General features: G+C 65.8%; 21 protein-coding genes and 2 pseudogenes. 10 read left to right on the top strand and 13 right to left on the bottom strand.

Going from position 1 to position 20,432, the window contains the following annotated elements; all coding sequences use genetic code 11:
• The first annotated feature begins 1 nt into the window (after position 1).
• The 3 genes and pseudogenes from ACETMP_RS20745 (at position 2) to ACETMP_RS20735 (ending at position 2,525) form a co-directional block, all read left to right on the top strand.
• A pseudogene (locus tag ACETMP_RS20745) lies at positions 2-1,116 on the top strand (branched-chain amino acid ABC transporter permease).
• On the top strand, positions 1,106-1,837 hold the full coding sequence (locus ACETMP_RS20740; protein ID WP_375157638.1) for an ABC transporter ATP-binding protein: 732 nt from the start codon (positions 1,106-1,108) through the stop codon (positions 1,835-1,837). The pseudogene ACETMP_RS20745 and the gene ACETMP_RS20740 overlap by 11 nt, the downstream one beginning before the upstream one ends.
• Entirely contained in the window at positions 1,830-2,525 is a 696-nt protein-coding gene (locus ACETMP_RS20735; RefSeq protein ID WP_257178719.1) for an ABC transporter ATP-binding protein, read from the top strand. The genes ACETMP_RS20740 and ACETMP_RS20735 overlap by 8 nt, the downstream gene beginning before the upstream one ends.
• 844 nt (positions 2,526-3,369) lie before the next feature.
• Here the strand turns inward: ACETMP_RS20735 and ACETMP_RS20730 are convergent.
• The 7 genes from ACETMP_RS20730 to ACETMP_RS20700 all read right to left on the bottom strand — a co-directional run bounded on the left by ACETMP_RS20730 (position 3,370) and on the right by ACETMP_RS20700 (position 9,577).
• Positions 3,370-3,531, bottom strand: a complete 162-nt coding sequence (locus ACETMP_RS20730; protein ID WP_375157637.1) for a hypothetical protein — start codon at positions 3,529-3,531, stop codon at positions 3,370-3,372.
• A gap of 145 nt (positions 3,532-3,676) precedes the next feature.
• Complete coding sequence (locus ACETMP_RS20725) at positions 3,677-5,197, bottom strand: L,D-transpeptidase family protein (RefSeq protein WP_375157636.1); 1,521 nt, start codon at positions 5,195-5,197, stop codon at positions 3,677-3,679.
• 530 nt (positions 5,198-5,727) lie between these two features.
• Positions 5,728-6,690: an acetyl-CoA carboxylase carboxyltransferase subunit alpha gene (locus ACETMP_RS20720; protein WP_028139031.1), complete on the bottom strand. Its 963-nt coding sequence runs from the start codon at positions 6,688-6,690 to the stop codon at positions 5,728-5,730.
• Between the two features lie 365 nt (positions 6,691-7,055).
• Positions 7,056-8,024, bottom strand: coding sequence for a site-specific tyrosine recombinase XerD (gene xerD / locus ACETMP_RS20715; protein ID WP_375157635.1), 969 nt, complete (start codon positions 8,022-8,024; stop codon positions 7,056-7,058).
• 139 nt (positions 8,025-8,163) lie between these two features.
• On the bottom strand, positions 8,164-8,499 hold the full coding sequence (locus ACETMP_RS20710; protein WP_375157634.1) for a nuclear transport factor 2 family protein: 336 nt from the start codon (positions 8,497-8,499) through the stop codon (positions 8,164-8,166).
• Positions 8,500-8,543: 44 nt separating this feature from the next.
• Entirely contained in the window at positions 8,544-9,293 is a 750-nt protein-coding gene (locus tag ACETMP_RS20705) for an NAD-dependent epimerase/dehydratase family protein (RefSeq protein ID WP_375157633.1), read from the bottom strand.
• Positions 9,269-9,577 carry an NAD-dependent epimerase/dehydratase family protein gene (locus ACETMP_RS20700; RefSeq protein ID WP_375157632.1) on the bottom strand — a complete coding sequence of 103 codons (309 nt, stop codon included), beginning with the start codon at positions 9,575-9,577 and terminating at the stop codon, positions 9,269-9,271. The genes ACETMP_RS20705 and ACETMP_RS20700 overlap by 25 nt, the downstream gene beginning before the upstream one ends.
• A 102-nt stretch (positions 9,578-9,679) precedes the next feature.
• Here ACETMP_RS20700 and ACETMP_RS20695 point away from each other — a divergent pair, with 102 nt between their 5' ends.
• Positions 9,680-10,276 (top strand): helix-turn-helix domain-containing protein, encoded by a 597-nt coding sequence (locus ACETMP_RS20695; protein ID WP_375157631.1) that lies wholly within the window; start codon positions 9,680-9,682, stop codon positions 10,274-10,276.
• A 17-nt stretch (positions 10,277-10,293) separates the two neighbouring features.
• On the opposite strand, the gene ACETMP_RS20690 is transcribed toward ACETMP_RS20695, so the two are convergent.
• On the bottom strand, positions 10,294-10,440 hold the full coding sequence (locus ACETMP_RS20690; RefSeq protein WP_375157630.1) for a histidine kinase: 147 nt from the start codon (positions 10,438-10,440) through the stop codon (positions 10,294-10,296).
• Between the two features lie 186 nt (positions 10,441-10,626).
• Here ACETMP_RS20690 and ACETMP_RS20685 point away from each other — a divergent pair, with 186 nt between their 5' ends.
• The 3 genes from ACETMP_RS20685 (at position 10,627) to ACETMP_RS20675 (ending at position 13,809) form a co-directional block, all read left to right on the top strand.
• Positions 10,627-11,250: a shikimate kinase gene (locus ACETMP_RS20685; protein WP_375157629.1), complete on the top strand. Its 624-nt coding sequence runs from the start codon at positions 10,627-10,629 to the stop codon at positions 11,248-11,250.
• Positions 11,247-12,389, top strand: a complete 1,143-nt coding sequence (gene aroB / locus ACETMP_RS20680; protein ID WP_375157628.1) for a 3-dehydroquinate synthase — start codon at positions 11,247-11,249, stop codon at positions 12,387-12,389. Before ACETMP_RS20685 ends, aroB begins: the two co-directional genes overlap by 4 nt.
• A 67-nt stretch (positions 12,390-12,456) precedes the next feature.
• Complete coding sequence (locus ACETMP_RS20675; RefSeq protein ID WP_028139025.1) at positions 12,457-13,809, top strand: hemolysin family protein; 1,353 nt, start codon at positions 12,457-12,459, stop codon at positions 13,807-13,809.
• Between the two features lie 118 nt (positions 13,810-13,927).
• Here the strand turns inward: ACETMP_RS20675 and ACETMP_RS20670 are convergent, their stop codons facing one another.
• Positions 13,928-14,197 carry a BolA family transcriptional regulator gene (locus ACETMP_RS20670; RefSeq protein WP_028139024.1) on the bottom strand — a complete coding sequence of 90 codons (270 nt, stop codon included), beginning with the start codon at positions 14,195-14,197 and terminating at the stop codon, positions 13,928-13,930.
• A gap of 106 nt (positions 14,198-14,303) precedes the next feature.
• Between ACETMP_RS20670 and ACETMP_RS20665 the strand changes: the two genes are divergently transcribed.
• Entirely contained in the window at positions 14,304-14,936 is a 633-nt protein-coding gene (locus tag ACETMP_RS20665) for a J domain-containing protein (RefSeq protein ID WP_028139023.1), read from the top strand.
• Between the two features lie 473 nt (positions 14,937-15,409).
• Here the strand turns inward: ACETMP_RS20665 and ACETMP_RS20660 are convergent, their stop codons facing one another.
• Complete coding sequence (locus tag ACETMP_RS20660) at positions 15,410-16,504, bottom strand: citrate synthase/methylcitrate synthase (protein WP_375157627.1); 1,095 nt, start codon at positions 16,502-16,504, stop codon at positions 15,410-15,412.
• Positions 16,505-16,582: 78 nt separating this feature from the next.
• Between ACETMP_RS20660 and ACETMP_RS20655 the strand changes: the two genes are divergently transcribed.
• Positions 16,583-17,803 (top strand): citrate/2-methylcitrate synthase, encoded by a 1,221-nt coding sequence (locus tag ACETMP_RS20655; RefSeq protein WP_375157626.1) that lies wholly within the window; start codon positions 16,583-16,585, stop codon positions 17,801-17,803.
• Positions 17,804-17,865: 62 nt separating this feature from the next.
• On the opposite strand, the gene ACETMP_RS20650 is transcribed toward ACETMP_RS20655, so the two are convergent.
• From ACETMP_RS20650 to ACETMP_RS20640, 3 genes are all read right to left on the bottom strand, one after another.
• Positions 17,866-18,189, bottom strand: coding sequence for a type II toxin-antitoxin system PemK/MazF family toxin (locus ACETMP_RS20650; RefSeq protein WP_375161946.1), 324 nt, complete (start codon positions 18,187-18,189; stop codon positions 17,866-17,868).
• A complete protein-coding gene (locus ACETMP_RS20645) occupies positions 18,176-18,331 on the bottom strand; it encodes a hypothetical protein (protein WP_375157625.1) in 156 nt (51 codons plus the stop codon). The genes ACETMP_RS20650 and ACETMP_RS20645 overlap by 14 nt, the downstream gene beginning before the upstream one ends.
• A 133-nt stretch (positions 18,332-18,464) precedes the next feature.
• A complete protein-coding gene (locus tag ACETMP_RS20640) occupies positions 18,465-19,124 on the bottom strand; it encodes a DedA family protein (RefSeq protein WP_375157624.1) in 660 nt (219 codons plus the stop codon).
• A gap of 314 nt (positions 19,125-19,438) precedes the next feature.
• Here ACETMP_RS20640 and cobS point away from each other — a divergent pair.
• Positions 19,439-20,423: pseudogene (gene cobS / locus ACETMP_RS20635) on the top strand (cobaltochelatase subunit CobS).
• The last annotated feature ends 9 nt before the right edge of the window (positions 20,424-20,432 follow it).

Genomic DNA, 20,432 nt, shown 5'->3' with positions numbered 1-20,432 from the left:
AATGCTGAAGCCGATGAGTGTGGTAAGAGAAGCCATCGCCACCGACATGGGCGACGAAGCGGACGGTGCGATGGCTGAGGGCGCAGCGGCGGGACAGGCCAGGGACCGCGTCAAGGCAGGACGAAAGATCCTGCCGATCGTCGAGGCCGTCGTGCTGGTCGCGGCGCTGCTCGCGCCGCTGGTGCTGCAGGATTATCTCACCGTGTTCGCAACGCGCGTGATCATCCTGGCACTGTTCGCGCTGTCGTTCGACCTGGTCTGGGGCTATGCCGGCATCATGAGCTTCGGCCAGGCGCTGTTCTTCGGCTCGGCCGGCTATGGCGTCGCGTTGCTCGCGCGCGACCTCAACGTCACCAACATCTTCCTGGTGCTGCCGGCGGGCACGCTGATCGGCCTCGCCTTCGCGCTGCTGCTCGGCGGCTTCCTGCTGCTGGGCCGGCATCCCTCCAGCGTGATCTTCGTCTCGCTCGGCACGCTGACCGGCTCCTACGCCGCCGATCGCCTCGCGCGCGGCTGGTACTATCTCGGCGGCCAGAACGGCATCCCCTCGATCGCGCCGATGTCGCTGGGTAGCTACGATTTCACCGAAGGGCCGGCGTTCTATTATCTCGTGCTCGGCATTCTCGTCGCCGTCTACCTGCTCTGCCGCTTCCTGGTGCGCTCGCAATTCGGTCTGGCGCTCGCAGGGCTCCGTGAGAACGAGCAGCGCATCGCCTTCTTCGGCTACAAGGTGCAGCATTTGAAGGCGATCATCTTCACCATCGGCGGCGCCGTGGCGGCCTCGCCGGCAGCCTCTATGCCTTCCACGAAGGTTTCGTCTGGCCCAACATGGTCGGCGTCGTGGTCTCGACGCAAGTGGTGCTCTACGTGCTGTTCGGCGGCTCCGGCACGCTGATCGGCGCCGTGATCGGTGCCGTGATCGTCGAGGGCGTCAGCTTCTGGCTCTCGGACAATTACCGCGACATCTGGCCGATCATCCTGGGACTGCTGCTGCTGCTCGTGATCCTGTTCCGCCCGCTCGGTCTGATCAGCTTCCTCCTCGGCGAGCGCGAACGGGTCGGCAGCTTCGGCGCGAGACCCAAGGAAAACGTCAAGGAGATGCGCAATGCTCCTTGAAGCCGCCGGCATCAAGAAGGTCTTCGGCAAGCTCACCGCGCTCGACGACGCGGCGCTCAGCGTCGGCGAGAACGAATTCCACGGACTGATCGGACCCAACGGCTCCGGCAAGAGCACGTTGATGAAATGCATCGCCGGCGCCGAGGTGCCGACGCAGGGAAAAGTCTCATTCGTCAACACCGACATCACCGCGTATACGCCGACCGAGCGCGCGCGCGCCGGCATGAGCCTCAAGTTCCAGATCACCAGCGTGCTCCCGTCGCTGACGCTGTACGACAACATCCTGCTCGCGTTGCAGGCGCAGTCCTCGCTGTTCGACCTCGTGTTCTCGCGCACACGGGGCGCGCTGCACGACCAGGTCATGACCATGCTGACGCAGTTTCGCCTGGCCGATCGCGCCTTCGAGGCGGCGGCGGCGCTGTCGCACGGCCAGCAGCAATGGCTGGAGATCGCGATGGCGCTCGCCGGCAAGCCGAAATTGCTGCTGCTCGACGAGCCCACCGGCGGCATGAGCCTGGAGGAGCGCCGCGTCACCGGCGAGCTGCTGCAGCCGATCAAGCAGCATTGCTCCCTCGTCATCGTCGAGCACGACCTCGATTTCATCCGCGACATCTGCGATCGTCTCACCGTGCTTGACCAGGGCAGGGTGCTGGCCTCGGGCACCGTCCCGGAGATCCAGGCCAACCCGTCCGTCCAGGAGATCTATCTGCGCCGTGCCTGAATTTTTGGACATCAAGCATCTCGACGCCGGCTATGGCCGCAGCCAGGTCCTGTTCGACGTCACGCTCGGCATTCCCTGGCGCGGCGGCGTCGCCGTGCTCGGGCGCAACGGCGCCGGCAAGACCACGCTGATGAAGACCATCGTCGGCGAGCTGCCGGCGTGGAAGGGCGAGGTCGCCTTCGACGGCCGCGACATCAGCCGCCGCGCCACCCAGGAGCGCGTTCGCGCCGGCATCGGCTACGTGCCGCAGGAGCATTCGGTGTTCGCCCGCCTGTCGGTGCGCGACAATCTCGCGGTCGGCTCGCTCGCGAAGAAGGATGCTTCGGCAGTCGACCGCGTGCTGACGATCTTCCCGAAGCTCGGCCAGCGCCTCGACCAGCCCGCCGGCACGCTGTCCGGTGGCGAGCGCAAGATGCTGGCGATCGGCCGCGCCATGCTGGGCGATCCCAAGCTCTTGCTGCTGGACGAGCCGACCGAAGGCGTCTGGATCGGCGTGATCGAGGAGATCACCGAGCGCCTGATCGAGCTCGCAAAGGAGATCGCCGTCATCATCGTCGAGCAGCATCTCGACCTCGCGCTCCGCGTCGCCGATTACGCCTATGTGCTCGACCGCGGCCGCGTCGCGCTGCAAGGCGAGGCGGGGCAGGTGCGGGGCAATCCGGAGCTGATGCGGTATCTGGCGCCGTAGGGGCTGCGTGTGAAGCGCACCGCTCTCACACAGACCTCAGCTGTCATGCTCCGCGAAAGCGGGGCATCCAGTACGCCGCGGCCTCTCGGCTGAATCACAGCCGTCGCTGGAATACTGGATCGCCCGCTTTCGCGGACGATGACAGCGGCGATTGCCGCGACCTTCCTCTATTCAACTGTCAAACAGCCGAACGTGACATCGCGATCCCGCAGCGCTTCCGCGCCCGGGGTTTGCTTCGGCAGCTGGCGCCCCTCGGAATCGGAAGGGCGCAGGGAAGGCCGGGTACCGGCTGGCACCCGCGAGCCCCTGTGCAATGATGCGTGGATAGACGCTCACAGGGGGAGACACAGGTGCAGCCCGATAACCGGCCTCCCCTGCGCGATGGTTTGACGGCTTATGTCGCGCTCTCCCCGGGGAGCGATGCACTTTTGCCCCCGTCATCCTGCAGATCGCTGATGCGCGCGTCCGGTCGGACCGCCACACCACCACAGCACTTGGCGCCTGCCTGCGGGCGCCAGGACCACACGATTTTGCCGTACGCGGCCGGCCTGTCGTACACGCGCCCGCTGATCGCTCACGGGGGCTACCCGCCCTGCGACCGCACCTGGCGCCAAACCGCCCGCGTCCACCGCAACTCACCCCACGAACCGTGACGATCGCGACCCGCCCCTTCCCGGCGGGATGAGATGGCAGGGGAGTATAGGGTGTGTCGCGCTTCGGGTAAAGAGAAATATGTATTGTCCGAATTTCTGGACTCCCGGAAGTCTGGTGCTTATCCGGTGAGTTGGCCGTGGGCGACCGAACAGGTGAAATCATCGTGGGACCGCGGAATACGCGGTTGGCATCATGAAGAGCGCGTTTTGAGCCGGCGCCAATTGTCAGCCTTGCTGTAGGCAACGCCCGCCTTTTCGGCGGCCAGCATCCGGAAATAACTGTCGACCACGGCGGAGATCTCAGCCTCCGTCCAAGGTGTTCCTGCAATGCCTTCGATGGGCGCGGGGTCCAAGCTTCTGCCTCTCGAGGCACGAAGCGTATCAAGGCATTGGAGAGGCGCAAGGCTGGACTTGCCAGTGCAGCGGCGAGTCCAACCGGGGGAAGATCGACCGTGCTGTCAGGTTTAGCTTAATCCGGAAGGCGCGGCGTCTCGTCCCTTACTTCACCGCCGAGAACCGGCTGTCGAACGAGTTCGACGAGATCACCGGCGCGGCGCCCATGATCTGCGTGGCTTCACCCGCGCCGTCGCTCACCGACGGCTTCAGCGCCGGCCGGGTCTGGGCGAGGCGGGTGTCGGGCTTGGCCGGCTCGGCGGGCTTGGCGGCGGCGACGGCCGGTTTCGGCGCGTCCTTCGCGGCATCCTTCTTGTCGCTGCCCGGCACGAACCGGCTCACGGCGGCCTTCAGCCGCGACGCCGCGGTCGTGGGTGTCGTGGTCGTGGCGGCCGGGGCGACGGATGCGGTGGCCTGCGGCGGCGGCGTGGTCGCCGTGGTGTCGGATGAGCCGATGCCCATCTTGCGGCCGAGATTCGAGAAGAAGCCGCCGGACTTCTCGCCTGATTTCTCCGGGGACTTTTCCGCAGGCTGGGCCGAGGCGATGCGGGTGCTCGCGGGCACGGCCGCCACCGGCTCTTCCTGCGGCGCCGGCGCGGACGCCACCGCGTCGAGATTCGGCTTCGGCGGATTGACGTGGCTGGGGATCGTGCCCGGCGCCTTGGCCATCGCCAGCATCTGCAGCGTGCTGCCTTCGGCGCCCTCGGACAGGCCGGTCGAGCCTTCCGGAATCTTGGCGGCGAACACCTTGTTCATGCCGCCGTCGATGCCGGTGTTCATGCGCGCCACCGGCGTGCCCTTGGCGACCAGCCTGGCGTATTCGGCCTCGTCCTTGGCTTGCTTGCCCCGCACGGCGGCGACGATGTCCTCGGGGATGACATAGGCCGGGCACTTCGCCGAGGCATCGAACACCGGATCGCGCTTGGCGTCCGCCGGCTTCGCCGCGTCGAAGACGTACTTCTTCTCGCAGAAATCGACCTTCGGCTCCTGCCGCGTTACCTCGAAATGATCATAGCCTTCCTTGATCATCTTCCAGAACGGCATGTTCGGATTGTTGCGGTGCCTGGCCATGTTCACCGGCGTCATCTTGAACGGATAGGCCTGCAGCTGGAACGCCTTCTGGCCGCCAAAGAAGGATTCGCGCCCGAGCGAATAGATCTCCGCGATCTGCTCGTCGGTCATCGCGTAACAGCCGCGCGAAGAACAGTCGCCGTGCACCATCAGCTGCGAGCCGGTGCGGCCCAGCGCCTTGTCGAAGGCGTTCGGATAGCCGGTGTTGAAGGAGAGGTAATAGGCCGATTGCGGATTCATCTGGCTCGGATTGATCGAGTAGAATCCCTCCGGCGCCTGGCGGTCGCCTTCGCGCACCTTGGGGCCGAGGTCGCCCGACCAGCGGCAGATCGGGTAGGTCTTGAGCAGTGCGAACTGGCCGGAGCGGGTCTGCTTCCAGATCTCGAGCTCGGCCTCCTGCTTGAACAGGCGCACCAGGATCGGCGATTGCAGATCCATGTCCTTCTCGGCCATCGCGGCGATCAGCTTCGGCGGCACCGGCTGATTGGCCTTGGCGTTGGTCGCGAGCGAGACCTGGTCGGTGTTGCAGCCGGCCAGCAGACCGCCGGCCGTCATCAGCGCAACCGAAGCCAAGAGCGCGCGAGCAAGCGAACGAGAAATCAAGATGGACCCCACACCGTGCCGGGCATTGATGCGCGAACCCCAATTCGTTTGGCGCATGATCCGACCGGCGAACCGGACCCGTCAGTGACGGGCTTTTTCAGCTCACGCCCCAGCGCTTGTGCCCTGAAGCCATTGATTAAAATTCTAACCTCTGGGTCATGTGGTCGCAACCCGAGCGGGGATCACGAGGGCGTTGGCCCAAAGGTGTGGTCAACAGAGACTTAAACTGGGCCGGAACTTGGACCATGCGGCCAAGCCACCACAGAGATCGCCGATTTGGGCAAAAAAAGGGTTAATGCGGGGTTACCGGGGGGTGGCGGCCCGTGGAGGCCTCGTGCCCCGGACGCAGCGCAGCGCCCCTTGGCGGTGCGCTGCTGAGCCGGGGCCCATGGCGCGGGTGAGCTATGCGGCCCGCTGGGTCCCGGCTCTGCGCAGCAGCGTTTCACGCTGCAGCGCGTCCGGGACACGGCAAGCCGCCCGAATCAGCCCAGTTTCCGGCCGATCTCGAGGAATTTCTGCCGACGCTGCTTGCGGATGGCGTCGCCGTCGAGGCCGCGCAGCTCGTCGAAGGCCTTGGCGATGGCCTCACCCGTGGTGGCGATCATGGCGGCGGGGTCGCGGTGGGCGCCGCCGACCGGCTCCTTCAGGATCTGGTCGATCACCCCGAAACGGAGCATGTCCTGGGCGGTGATCTTCATGTTGTTGGCGGCTTCCTGCGCCTTGGTGCCGTCGCGCCAGAGGATCGAGGACGCCGCTTCCGGCGAGATCACGCTGTAGATGGCGTGCTCCAGCATCAGGACCCTGTTGGCGGTGGTGATGGCGATGGCGCCGCCCGACATGCCCTCGCCGGTGATGATCGCGACGTTCGGCACGGTCAGCGCCAGGCAGGCGTCGGTCGAGCGGGCGATGGCCTCGGCCTGGCCGCGCTCCTCGGCGCCGATGCCCGGATAGGCGCCGGCGGAATCGGCCAGCGACAGCACCGGCAGGCCGAACCGCTCGGCCATCTCCATCAGCCGCACGCATTTGCGATAGCCCTCGGGCCGCGCCATGCCGAAATTGTGCCGGATCCGGCTCTCGGTGGAATCGCCCTTTTCCTGGCCCATCACGCAGATCGGCTCGCCGCGGAAGCGGCCGAAGCCGGCGACCAGGGCCTCGTCCTCGCCGAACTTGCGGTCGCCGGCGAGCGGGGTGAATTCGGTGATCAGTCCCTTGATGAAGTCGTTGAAATGCGGCCGCTGCGGATGCCGCGCCACCAGCGTCTTCTGCCACGGCGTCAGGTTCTGATAGAGGTCGGCCAGCGCCTGCGCCGCCTTGTCCTCGATCCGCCCGATCTCGTCAGCGATATCCGTGCCGGAGGCCGCCAGCGTCCTGAGCTCGTCGAGCTTGGAATCGAGCTCGGCGACCGGCTTTTCGAAGTCGAGATAGCTGCGCATCTGGTCTTGCATCAACTCAATATAGGGGGACGGGGCTAAGAGGCGAAGCGAGGTCGGGGCCGTGGGAAGAAGGGCAGCGTTGTCAATGAGTTGGCTTGTGCACTCCGGACCGGGAGCCAAATCATGCGTGAGGCCACGGCTCTTTCTGCGGAGATGTGGCCGAAGTCAAGGCGGTTTCGGTTGTCGTCCCGACCCCGATGTCGCGTCCCGGACGCGCTGCAGCGCTTCTTGAGCGCTGCTGCGCAGAGACGAGACCCAGCAAGCGGCATGGGCCCCGGCTCAGCCCGTAGCCTGGATGCAGCGAAGCGCAATCCGGAGCGGCCTATCCGCGAGTCGGAATCCCGGATTGCGCTGCGCTCCATCCGGTCTACGGAAGACTACTTCTCCGCCAGCGGGTGCAGGTCGCGCACCAGGCTCTTCAGCCGCTCCTCGACGACATGGGTGTAGATCTGGGTGGTGGAAATATCGGTGTGGCCGAGCAGGGTCTGCACGATGCGCAAGTCCGCACCATTGTGCAGGAGGTGGCTGGCGAAGGCGTGGCGCAGCACGTGCGGGGACACCAGCCGGGCCTGCAGGCCCGAGGCGACCGCGAGCTCCTTGAGGTCCCGGGCGAAATGCTGCCGCGTCAGGTGTCCGCTCTCGCCGAACGAGGGAAACAGCCATTTCGAGGCGGCGAGGCCATTCTTCTTGTCGGCCTTGTTGTCGGCTTTGGCGGCGTCGGTCGCGGCGAGATAATCCGCCATCGCCTGTCGCGAGGCCTCGTTGAGCGGCACCAGGCGTTCCTTGTTGCCCTTGCCGCGCACCACGATCATGCGGGCATCGCGCTTGGCCGCCGAGCGCGGCAGCGCCACCAGCTCGGAGACGCGCAGGCCGGTGGCGTAGAGCACCTCGAGCAGACAGTAGAGCCGCAAGGCACGCAGTCGCTTTGACGGCGAGGCATCCTCCGCCTCGCTCAATTCCTTGGCGCGGCGGAGCATGCGGTCGACATCGGCGATCGACAGCACCTTCGGCAGGCCGCGGCCGCGCTTGGGGCCGGACAGGATCGCGGCGGGATCCTCAGCTCGGATCCGCTCGTTCAGCAGGAAGCGATAGAGATGCCGCAGCGCCGACAGCCGCCGCGCCACGCTGGTGGATTTGAAGCCGCGGCTGTCGAGATCGGCGAGATAGTCGCGCAGCGTCTGCGTCTCGGCGTCGGCAAAGCTGCGGCCGACGCGGCCGAGAAACTCCGAGAAATCGGTGAGGTCGCGGCGATAGGCGTCGAGCGTATTGGGCCCGGCGCCCTGTTCCGCCGCGAGCATGTCGAGGAACAGGCCGGTGAGTCTGGCGTCTGAGGGCTGGGTCGGCATGCCCGTCAGGCTAGCTCCTATTTCTTGAGAAACTCACTAGCATCTCGGGTTGTCGTATACACGCCTCTAGCGCTTTTCGCTGATCGCCGTCGCCTGCGACCACACCACCATCCAGTGCCCGGCACGACGCTCGTACGTGTCAGTGTGCCAATAATCCGCCGGGGCAACGCGATGGCCGCCAAAGACGATCTCGAGGCCTGGCGCGATATCGGATCACGACATGGTCTTCGTGTTCCCGGACCGCGATCGCGCCGGGTTCCCACATCAGATATTTGATCTGCCCGCTCCGAATTGCACCTAGATATTCGTCCTTGGAGAGCGGCATGCCGATTGGCGTTATCAACTGAAACTCCGGCGCATGAAGCGGCTCCGCCTGCGCGATGTCTCCGTTAACCAATGCGCGCAGCCGCGCCCGCTCGGTATTGCGGATGTGCTCGGCTTCCGGTGAGCCCATGTCCGTCACGTGCGTCGTCATTGATGGTCTCCAATTCTGCGAGAGTGAGCCAGTCTGCGGCCGTGCTACGGCATGGCAATCAAGCGATGGTCGATCAGGCTTTGGGCGCTGGCGCGGATGCAATCTTCGTCGGGCCGCGGTCTCCAGTTCAGCACGCGATGCGCCTTGGCGGCGCTCACGCTGAGGTCCCGGTCGAGCTCGTGCACGATCATGCGCGAGCGCGCGCTGAACGGAGCCAGTGCCCTCACCATCCAGTTCGGCACGTCGCCGCGCGGCAGGCGCATCGCATAGTCCGGGAACGATTTCGCCAGCACCGCGGCCAAGTCGCTCAACCGGAAAAAACCTCCGCCGGCGATGAAGCGCTGTCCGGCGGCGTCTGGGCAGGTCATCGCGCGGATATGGGCGTCGGCCACGTCGCGCACGTCGACGATCGCAAAGCCGAAGCGCGGGACACGCTTCAACTTGCCGCTCATCATCTGCTGGATCAATCCGACTGACGTGCCGTATTGCGGGCCCAGCAGCGGTCCGAAGATCATGCCGGGATTGATCACGCATAGATCGAGCCCGTGACTGCGCGCGAAGCTCCACGCCGCCTGCTCGGCCAGGGTTTTCGATCTGTAATAGGGCGTCGCCCGCGGGCTGGCAGGATCGGTCCAATCGTTCTCGGTGTAGGGAGGCTGGCCGTTGCCGTGATTGGTGGCGGCAATCGAGGATGTCAGCACCACGCGTGACACGCCGGCGTTACGGGCCGCACGCAACACGCGCAGCGTACCTTCGCGCGCAGTCTGGATCAGCTCGTCTGCGTTGGCAGGCAAGCCGGCGGGAATGGTGAGGCCGCGTGAATCACATAGCGACAGCCCTCCAGCGCATCGTCCCATCCAACGTCCGCGCGCAGGTCTGCACGGGTGAAACTGAGCGCCTCGTTGGGCGCGCTTGGACAAAGCTGCCGCCGGATCCCGTCGCAGGCGTCAAGACTGCGCACGATGCCGCGCACGCGGTAGCCGCTCGCCAGCAATTGCCTCGCGACATGGCCACCGAGAAATCCACTGACCCCGGTGACGAGCACCGTGGCGGCCGATTGAGCGGGTCGAGAATCCATTTGATCCGATCTCTTGAGCTTTGGAGGAACGACTTAGACAACTGGACTGTAACTGTCTAATTGTCTTTTGACGAATTGGACTCTAACTGTCAATATGTCTCGATGGAGGAAAGCGATCGAAAAGCTGGGGCTATTCTCGACGCGGCTTTGCCCGTGTTCGTCCGCCATGGCTTTCGCAAGACATCGATGGCCGACATTGCGCGCGCGGCCGGCATCTCGCGTGCGGCGCTTTACTTGAGCTTCGGCAGCAAGGAGGAGTTGTTTCGGGCGGGTTCGGCGCGCGCGCATGCCAGGACGATGCAGAGCGTCGAAGCCGCACTCGCCGGGGACGGCGACGTTTTCTGCCGGATCGAGCGGGCGATTGCAGCGTTCCAGCGCGATTTGATCGCGCCATTCGCCGGCAGCGCGGACGCCGCTGAACTGTTCGATGCCAATATGGCGCTTGCCAACGACATCACGCTGGCCGCGCGCGCCCGGCTGGTGACTCTGCTGGCTCGCGTACTGGCCGATGCGCAAGCAAGCGATGCGATCACATTGGATGATCTCAAGGCTTCACCGACCGAGCTGGCCGGCATCATCGTGGCGGCGATGGAAGGCATCAAGGAAGCGCAGGTCGCCGGCCACAATCTCCTCGAAGATACGCAGCTGTTCTTGCGCCTGATGCGCCAGGCCCTGACGCGGAGCAAGCGGGCCAGCTGACGGCTCGCAGCGAGCGCCTATCTCTTGAGAAACTTATCCGGCGGGATCGTCACCGTCATTTCCCGCGGCTTCGGCGTGACGAAGTTTGCCAGCGCGAAGACCACGCCATAGACGATGCCGGCGATCACGGCGACGACCGTCAGGAAGCGGAACAGGCTGGGCATCGGGCAAGGTCTCGGGGAAGGTCCAGACGGGCAAATTAACCAATGAAATCATCCAACATGTTCGCCGTTTCCTGGCAAGAGTCCTCTGGCGAGGCCCCTTCCGGGGTCGTATAGGTGGCCCAAGCCCTTAAGTGGCCAGCGCGCCGCCCTTTGCGGCAGATCGAGCGGGATCCAATCGAGCAAGACATGTCCGACGCCGCGTTGCCGACACCAGCTTCGCCCGAAGCCGACATCCTGTCGGCGCTGGGATCGCGCTCGATCGTGCTCGTCGGTATGATGGGAGTGGGCAAATCCACCATCGGCCGTCGCATGGCGCTCAGGCTCAAGCTGCCCTTCGTCGATGCCGACACCGAGATCGAGACGTCGGCCCAGATGACCATTCCGGAGATCTTCGAGCGCCATGGCGAGGCCTATTTCCGTGACGGCGAGGCGCGGGTGATCGCGCGGCTGCTCGACGGCGGGCCGGTGGTGCTGGCGACCGGCGGCGGCGCCTTCATGCGCGAGGAGACGCGCAGGCGCATCGCGGCAAAGGCGGTGTCGATCTGGCTCAAGGCGGACCACGACGTCATCATGCGCCGCGTGCGCCGCCGCGCCGACCGCCCGCTGCTGCAGACCGCCGATCCCGAAGGAACCGTGACGCGCCTGCTCACCGAGCGCGAGCCGGTCTATGGCCGTGCCGACCTCACCATCGCCTCGCGCGACGTGCCGCACGACAGGATCGTCGAGGAATGCATCGAGGCGCTGCGCGCCCATCTTTGCGGCGAACAGGCCGCTCCCCCATCCGCCGACGTAGCGAGTGCGTTGAGATGACTGCGCCGTTGAAACATTCCGATCCCGTCAAGGTCGAGGTCGCGCTGGAGAACCGCGCCTACGACATCGTCATCGGCCGCGGCGTGCTGGCCTCGCTCGGCGAGCGGGTCGCAGCCTTGCGGCCGGGCGTGCGCACGGCCATCGTGACCGACCGCACCGTCGCGAAATACTGGATCGAGCCCACTGAGACCTCGCTCGCAGCCAGCGGCATCCCGACCTCGCGCATCGTGGTCGAGGAAGGCGAGATCTCCAAGACCTATGCCGGCCTGGAGAAGGTCAGCGAAGCCCTGATCGCCGCCAAGATCGAGCGCAACGATCTCGTCATCGCGCTCGGCGGCGGCGTGGTCGGCGATCTCGCCGGCTTTGCCGCGGCGATCCTGCGCCGCGGCGTCGATTTCGTGCAGGTGCCGACCTCGCTGCTGGCGCAGGTCGATTCCTCCGTCGGCGGCAAGACCGGCATCAACTCGCCGCAGGGCAAGAACCTGTTAGGGGCCTTCCACCAGCCGGTGCTGGTCATCGCCGACACCGCCGTGCTCGACACGCTGTCGCCGCGCCAGTTCCGCGCCGGCTATGCCGAGGTGGCCAAATACGGCGTGCTCGGCGACGAGGCCTTCTTCTCCTGGTTGGAAAAGAACCATTCCGACATCGTCAAGGGCGGCTCCGCGCGCGAGCACGCGATCGCGACCTCCTGCCGCGCCAAGGCCGGCGTGGTCTCACGCGACGAGCGCGAGACCGGCGAGCGCGCGCTGCTCAATCTCGGCCACACCTTCGGTCACGCGCTGGAAGCGGCGACCGGCTTCTCCGACCGCCTGTTCCACGGCGAGGGCGTCGCGATCGGCATGACGCTGGCGGCGCAGTTCTCGGCGAAGCTCGGCATGATCGGCGAGCAGGACGCCGCGCGCGTCGAGCGGCATCTGATCGAGGCCGGCCTGCCGACCCGCCTGCAGGATATCGCGGGCTTCGCGCAGGAGGGGCTTGCCGATGCCGACGCGCTGATGGCGCTGATGGCGCAGGACAAGAAGGTCAAGCGCGGCAAGCTCACCTTCATCCTGCTGGAGGCGGTGGGACGCGCGGTGATCGCGAAGGATGTCGAGCCGGCCCCGGTGCGCGACTTCCTGCAGTCGAAATTATCGCAGTGATGGCGGGACCGTTCAGGCCGGCCGCCCGCGAAACGGCGGGGAATGCCGAGGCGGTCGCGAGGCAAACATGAATTCGATCTCGATCAATCTGCTGCTGGCGGTCCTCCTGCTCGCCGCCAACGCGTTTTACGTGGCTGCGGAATTTGCGCTCGTGAAGAGCCGCGGCTTTCGCGTCAAGGCCATGGTCGAGCAGAATCGCTTCGGCGCCCGCCTGCTGCAGACGATGATGGGAAATATCGAATCCTATCTCGCCTGCTGCCAGCTCGGCATCACCATGGCGTCCCTCGGGCTCGGCTGGATCGGCGAGCCGACCGTGTCGGCGCTGCTGAGCCCGATCCTCGAGCCGCTCGGCCTGACGGAGGCCACGCTGCACTTCGTCTCGTTCGTGGCGGGTTTCCTGGTCTTCTCGTCGCTGCATATCATCATCGGCGAGCAGGTGCCGAAGACGCTTGCGATCAGGGAGCCGATGCCGGTGTCGCAGTGGATCGCCTATCCGCTGCATGTCTCCTACCTGGTGTTCTATCCGCTGAGCTGGTGTCTCAATGCGGCGTCGAGCGCGATCCTGCGCCTGATCGGGGTCCAGGAGTTTTCGCAGCACGAGATCCTGACGGATTCCGAGATCGAGGGCCTGGTCGAGGAATCGGCCGTGCACGGCAAGATCGAGAGCGGCGAGGCCGAATACATTCACAACGTCTTTCGCCTCGGCGAGCTGACCGTGTCCGACGTGATGGTTCATCGCACCGCCATGGTGATGATCAACGCCGACCTGCCGCCGGAGGAGCTGGTGCGTGAGGTGCTGGCGACCGAGTACACCCGCATTCCGCTGTGGCGCGACAAGTCGGAGAACATCATCGGCATCCTGCACGCCAAGGACCTGTTGCGGGCCATCCGCGCTTCGGAGGGCGATACCTCGCGCATCGACGTCACCACCATCATGCTGCCGCCCTGGTTCGTGCCGGAAATGCGGCCGATCTCCCAGCAGCTCAAGGCGTTCCGCCGCCGCAAGACCCATTTCGCGCTGGTCGTCGACGAGTACGGCGAGGTCGAAGGCCTCGTGACGCTGGAAGACATTCTGGAGGAGATCGTCGGCGACATCTCCGACGAGCACGACGTGGTGGTCGCCGGCGTACGCCGCCAGCCCGACGGCTCCGTCGTGGTCGACGGCTCGGTGCCGATCCGCGATCTCAACCGCGCGCTCGACTGGCACCTGCCCGATGAAGAGGCAACAACGGTCGCCGGCCTCGTCATTCACGAGGCGCGCTCGATCCCCGACCGCGGCCAGAGCTTCACCTTCCACGGTTTCCGCTTCCGCGTGCTCCGCCGCGAGCGCAACCGCATCACCGCGCTCCGTATTTCACCGGTCGCACGCGAGGCGGAGCTGGAAGAGGCGAAGCCGAGACGGGCGGGGACGTCGTTCTAGTTGTTCTTGCCTAGTTGTTCTTGCATCGTCATTCCGGGGCGCCGAAAGGGCGAACCCGGAATCTCGGGGCGCAATTGCGCCCCCTAGCTCGATGCTTCGCAGCGCCCCGGAATGACGGCTAGCCTTCCCCGGGTGCCTTGGCCTGGATCGCCAGCGCATGCACACCGCCGGCGAGTTCCGCGGCCAGCGCCGAATTTATCATGCGATGGCGCTCGACCCGGCTCTTCCCTTTGAATGCCGCAGACACGATATAGACGCGGAAGTGTGTCTCACCTCCCGGCCGATGGCCGGAATGGCCCTCATGCAAATGTGACTCGTCGACGACTTGCAGGCTTTCCGGCGTGAAAGCTTCCTGCAACTTGTTGCTGATAGTGTCGCGCATAGCCATGTTGTGCCATTCGGGTGCAGAGATCTCGCCCCGTTAATTGCCGGGTTTGCGGCGAATTGCAATGTCAAGACTTGAACGTTCTTGCATTGCGTAGTCAAAGTCAGCCATGCCGATCGATTCATCAAAATTCTTCGACTCCATCCGCGTCAAGCCGCGGGGCAAGCAGCCGGACGTGAAGCCGCGCGACACCGCCGTCGGCTGCGAGTGGGCGGGGTGTCAGAACAAGGGCGCGCATCGTGCGCCCAAGGGCCGCGAGAACCAGCGCGAGTACTGGCACTTCTGCCTGGATCACGTGCGCGAGTACAACCAGAACTACAATTTCTTCTCCGGCATGAATGCCGACGCCGTCGCGCGCTACCAGAAGGATGCGCTGACCGGTCACCGCCCGACCTGGAAGATGGGCGCCAATGGCGGCAAGAAGGGTGCGGAAGCCGAGATCGACATGGCGTCCGATCCGTTCAGCATGTTCAGTGAGATCAACGGCCGCGCCAGCTGGCGCAAGGGCCCCGAAGCCGCGCCCAAGGCCGAGACGCGCAAGGTGATGAACGCCGAGCGCAAGGCGCTGCTGGTCATGGGCCTCGGCCCCAGCGCTACGCTCGCCGACGTCAAGACCAAGTACAAGGCGCTGGTGAAGCAGCACCATCCCGACGCCAATGGCGGCGACCGCTCCACCGAGGACCGCCTGATCGAGATCATCAAGGCGTATAATTATCTGAAGACGGTGGTGCGGGAGGCGTAAGGTGCGGGAGGCATCCTAGCCTCCACCGATGCGTTCCACGCTCATGATGAATGCCGTCCGCCCGGAAGCGGACGGCACCATCGACGTCACCTCACCCGGCAGACGCGTACACGCTTGACGATGCGGCGCCCGTGATAGCCGCGCTTGACGACAGTGCGTACCGTGCAGACCCTTCGCGGGGCGTAATGATAGCGAGCGTTCACGACGTCCGCTGAGACAGCAGCGCTGGGCATCGGATGAGCCGTCAGCGCATGGGCTGGCATTGCGAGTGACGACAGAGCGAGCAGCGTTCCTGCAGCGAGGGCGTAGGAGAGTTTCTTCATTATCATTCCTTTGTTGCTTGCCCCTGAAGGCATTCGGGGCAAGCATGAATGCGCGGCGCGCGCTATCGTTCCGGATCGCCTGCTGAACCTTCGTCGCATGCGCGCAGAAAGCCCGGTTGACGGATTCGGCAGGCCGGAGGTCGCTCGCGATCAGTCCGCAGGCATCGCGCCCACATAGGACGAGCTCGGCCTGATCAGGCGTCCTGTCCGCTGCTGCTCGCGCGCATGCGCGGTCCAGCCTGCGGCCCGCGCGACAGCAAAAATCGGCGTGAACGCCTGCCTCGGAATCGCCAGCGCATCGAGCAGGATCGCGGTGAAGAACTCCACATTGGTCTCCAGCGGCCGCTCCGGATTCTTCTTGCGCAGCGCGCTGCGGATATAGGCCTCGACCTCGCCGGCGAAGGGCAGGTCGGCGCCATCAGCCGAGAGTCGCTCGATCGCCGCCTTCAGCACGTCGGCGCGCGGATCGCGGACGCGATAGACGCGATGGCCGAATCCCATCAGCCGCTCGCCGCGCGCCAGCGCTGCATCGACCCACGGCTTGATCCGCTCGCTGGTGCCGATCGCGTCGAGCATTTCCAGCACCGGCTCCGGCGCACCGCCGTGGAGCGGACCGGTGAGGGCGCAATAACCGGCCGTGACGGCGGCGAACAGATCGGCCTGCGTCGAGGCCACCACGCGCGTGGCGAAGGTCGACGCATTCATGCCGTGATCGCAGACGGTGACGAAATAGGCGTCGAGCGCGGCGACCTCGCGCGCCTCCGGCGGGGAGCCGCGCAGCATGCGCAGCGTATCGGCGGCATGGCTCGCATTCGGATCGGGGGCGACCGGTTCGAGTCCCTTGGCGCGGCGGACCAGCGCGCCGGCGATCACCGGAAACGCGCCGACGATGGTGGCTTCATGCGCAAGGCCGTGCTCAGCGCGAAGCCCCGCGACCGCGGCGCGAAATCCGTCGATGATGTCCATGCCGCGCGTTGCCGGCAGCAGGTCCGGCAGGCGTGCCAAGGCACGCTCGCGCGCCGCGCCCAGGCTTGCGCGCACATAGGCCTCGCTCAAGCTGGTCCCGCTGGCGCCGTTCCAGAGCCGGGCGGTGACGCCCTCGAAGCTCGACTGGCTCGCCAGCCGGCCGACATGCTCGCCGGCAATGATCAGCTCGCCGCGCTCGCCATCGACATGGCTCAGCACGGTCTCGGCCGCGGGAACGCCGTCCAACCCGATCTGGCTCTTGGTGAGGTGGATATTCATGGCCCAAATCTCCTGTTCACGGAGCAGACAAGATCAGGCCTCTCGACACGTTGATCAATCTTGATTACATCAATCAATATGAAAAATCCGGAAGGACTCTATCTCTCCGCCCGGGAGGCCGCGGCCGAGCTCGCGATCTCGCCGGCCACGCTCTACGCCTATGTCAGCCGCGGTCTGATCCGCTCCGAGCCGACGCCGGACTCGCGGAAGAACCGCTACCGTGCCGAGGACGTCCGGGCGCTGAAGGAGCGCCGGGTGCCGTCGCCGGAGCCGCGCGGCCTGCGCAGCTTCGACGCCGATCTGCCGGTGATGGACACCGAGATCTCGACCATCACGGAGGAGGGCGCGATCTACCGCGGCGTCAACTGCGTTGATCTCTCCGAGAACGGCACGCTGGAGCACGCCGCGACGCTGCTCTGGGATGTCTCCGACGTCGATCCTTTCGCCCCCGACAACCAACCTGAGCTCTCCGAGGAGATGCGCGCGATCGCCACGGCCGCACGCCGCACGGCGCCGATCGACCGCGCCATCGCCGTGTTCGCGCTGGCTGCCAGCGCCGATCCCCGCGCCTTTACCCGCGCGCCCGACGGCCGCGCCATGGTCGGCGCGCGCATCGTCCGGCTGCTGGTGGCGACCATGCTCAATGCCGAGCCCGCGGCCGAGCCGTTGCATCAGCAGATCGCAAAGGCCTGGGCGCCCGAGCACAAGCATGCGCCCGACCTGATCCGCCGCGCCCTCGTCCTGCTCGCCGACCACGAGCTGAACGCCTCGACCTTCACCGCGCGCTGCGCGGCCTCGACCGGCCTCAACCTGTACGATGCCGTGATCGCCGGTCTCGCCGCGCTGAAAGGGCCGCAGCATGGCGGTGCCGGCGTGCTGGCCTCGCAGCTCGTCAAGACGCTGATCGACCGCGACGTCGAGCCCATGGTGCGCGAGCGCGTCGCGCTCGGCGAGCGTTTTGCCGGCTTCGGCCACGGCGTCTACAAGCGCGGCGATCCGCGCGCGCAGTCGCTGCTCAACGCGCTGTCACGCGCCGGCGCGCCGCGCAAATTCACCCGCGAGGTGCCGGAGCGGATCGCGGAAGCCACCGGCGAGTTCGTCAACATCGACTATGCGCTCGCCGTGCTCGTGCACGCCCTGCGCCTGCCCGCCGGGAGCGAGCTCGCTCTGTTCGCGATGGCCCGCAGCGTCGGCTGGATCGCGCACGCGAGCGAGCAGTTGCAGTTCGGGAAGCTGATCAGGCCAAGGGCAAGGTATGTCGGGCCGGCGCCGGGCCGGCGGGCGGGGGCCGATGGTTAGAGCCGCTGCGGCCGTTTTGGGACAGCGAAGATACGTACCGTGCAGTCATCGATTGAGCGCGCTCAGTCAGCAAGCCCCAACACGAACGCCAATGCGTTCCCGAGTCGAGCCATGTCCTGGTTGCCGAGACGCCCGATCTTCTGTCCGATCCGTTCGCGTCTTACAGTGGTCGGCTTGTCGGCGATTGCTTGCGATCTGAGTCGCAATCCGTTCTCGCGGGTTGGCTCGATGGTCACGCGAAAGTCCGGGGCGTCGGCCAGTTCGGAGGTGAGCTGGCAGATGGAGGCATGGGTTTCGGGGAACGCATCGCTCTGCAGGATAACCGCCGGACGAGGCTTGCCGTAATCGCCGGTCGTAGCCACGGTCACCACGTCACCGCGTCGCATCTGCATCAAGCTCCGAGATCGACTCGATCCACTGCAGCGCGCCGTGCTCGCGTTCGGGATCGAGGCTGGCGACCTGCTTCGCCACCCGTCGTCGAACTGACCGCGAGCGGGCATCGGCCACGACGAGGCGCAGTTCGCGCAATCCGCGGGCGCGTCGCCGCTGGCGCATCATTTTCATTCGCTCTGCAGGCGCCGTCATCGGGATATTCCCTTTGTAACGCGTTACACTGTGTCGCGTTACGGACCTGGTGACAAGAAGCGGTCTTGTTGGGCTATCACCGCCGCGGCTTCGCCGCCGCGACACTGCCGCCATTCCTTCTGCGATAGATCCACACCGCCACGCCCCCCACGATCGCGGCCCCCACCACGGTCAGCATCCAGATGTGCTTGCCGACATGCCCATGAAGATGGAGCCCGGCATATTCGTGCAGCGCCGACACCGCGAGCACGCCCGGCAGTACATGGGCGGGCGCCCAGGCCAGGATGGCCGGGATGTTCACCACGTAGAATCTTGCGGGCGCCATTCCCAGCGCGCCCGCGGTCACCGGCACGAAAGCCCGGATCGGCGGCACGAAGCGGGCGAAGAACACGGCCCAGGTGCCGAAGCGGTGGAAGAAGCTCTCGCTCTCGGCGACCACGCGCGGGTAGTTGGTCAGCGGCCAGGTATTGAGGATCTCGCGCTGGCGCCGGTGCCCGATCCAGTAGGCCGAGCCGTCGCCGAGCACCGCGCCGAGCGCGGCCGCCAGCAACACCCATTGCAGCTTGAGTTCGCCGCCCGGCACCAGGGCACTGAGCGCCAGGATGATGGTCGAGCCGGGGATCACCGAGCCCACCACCGGGACGGCTTCGAGCAGCGCCGCCAGGAACAGGGTCAGATAGGCCAGCCACGGATGGGCGGAGACGAAGGATATGAGGGGATCGAGAAAGGACGTCACGTCGTCTCTGGCGGGCTGGAGTACGGGCCTTTCCGACCCTACATAAGTAAGGGCGCGCGGCCAAAGTGCCATTCGCGGCGGCGGCTCCCCCCGCGAACCCGCCCGAATTTGGGCGTGATTCGCAAGGCAGCCCTCCAAAAACTGCGTTCCTTGCCTATCTAAATGAAAAGACAACGGAACTTTGATTGGCGGGCGGGCTTCTGCCGGCCATCTGTCTCTGCTAGGTTGAGTTTCAGCACCCAGCCGCAGCCAACGTGCGAATAACCGGTTTCGGGACCGCCCGGGACCTCGGAGGATTGATGACGACCGCCGCCATGTCCAAAGTTGAGGAAGTTTCCGGTCTGCCCGACATGAAGGTGTCGGTGCGCCAGGTGTTCGGGATCGACAGCGATCTCGAAGTGCCGGCCTATTCCGAAGTCGATCCTCATGTGCCCGAAGTCGATTCCGACTACCGCTTCGACCGCGCCACCACGCTCGCCATCCTCGCGGGCTTTGCCCGCAACCGCCGCGTGATGGTGACCGGCTATCACGGCACCGGCAAATCCACCCATATCGAGCAGGTCGCGGCCCGCCTGAACTGGCCCTGCGTGCGCGTCAACCTCGACAGCCACATCAGCCGTATCGACCTCGTCGGCAAGGATTCCATCGTGGTCCGCGACGGCAAGCAGGTCACCGAATTCCGCGACGGCATCCTGCCCTGGGCGCTGCAGCACAACGTCGCGCTGGTGTTCGACGAATACGACGCCGGCCGCCCGGACGTGATGTTCGTGATCCAGCGCGTGCTCGAAGTCTCGGGACGCCTGACGCTGCTCGACCAGAACAAGGTGATCAAGCCGCACCCGGCGTTCCGGCTGTTTGCGACCGCCAACACGGTTGGCCTCGGCGACACCTCGGGCCTCTATCACGGCACCCAGCAGATCAACCAGGGCCAGATGGACCGCTGGTCGATCGTCACCACGCTGAACTATCTCAGCCATGACGAGGAAGTGGAGATCGTGCTGGCCAAGGCCAAGCACTACCGCACCAGCGAAGGCCGCGACATCGTCAACAAGATGGTGCGCCTCGCCGATCTCACCCGCAACGCCTTCGCCAACGGCGATCTGTCGACGGTGATGAGCCCGCGCACGGTGATCACCTGGGCGGAGAACGCCGACATCTTCGGCGATATCGGCTTCGCCTTCCGCGTCACCTTCCTCAACAAGTGCGACGAGCCTCGAGCGTCCCCTGGTCGCCGAGTTCTATCAGCGCTGCTTCAACGCCGAGCTGCCGGAATCGGCGGTCAACGTGGCGCTGAGCTGAGGTGTGGGA

Source organism: Bradyrhizobium dasycarpum (genome assembly GCF_042019905.1).
GTDB lineage: Bacteria > Pseudomonadota > Alphaproteobacteria > Rhizobiales > Xanthobacteraceae > Bradyrhizobium > Bradyrhizobium japonicum_B.
Note: the sequence above shows the minus strand (reverse complement) of the source record. Positions and strands in the feature narration are given on the sequence as shown.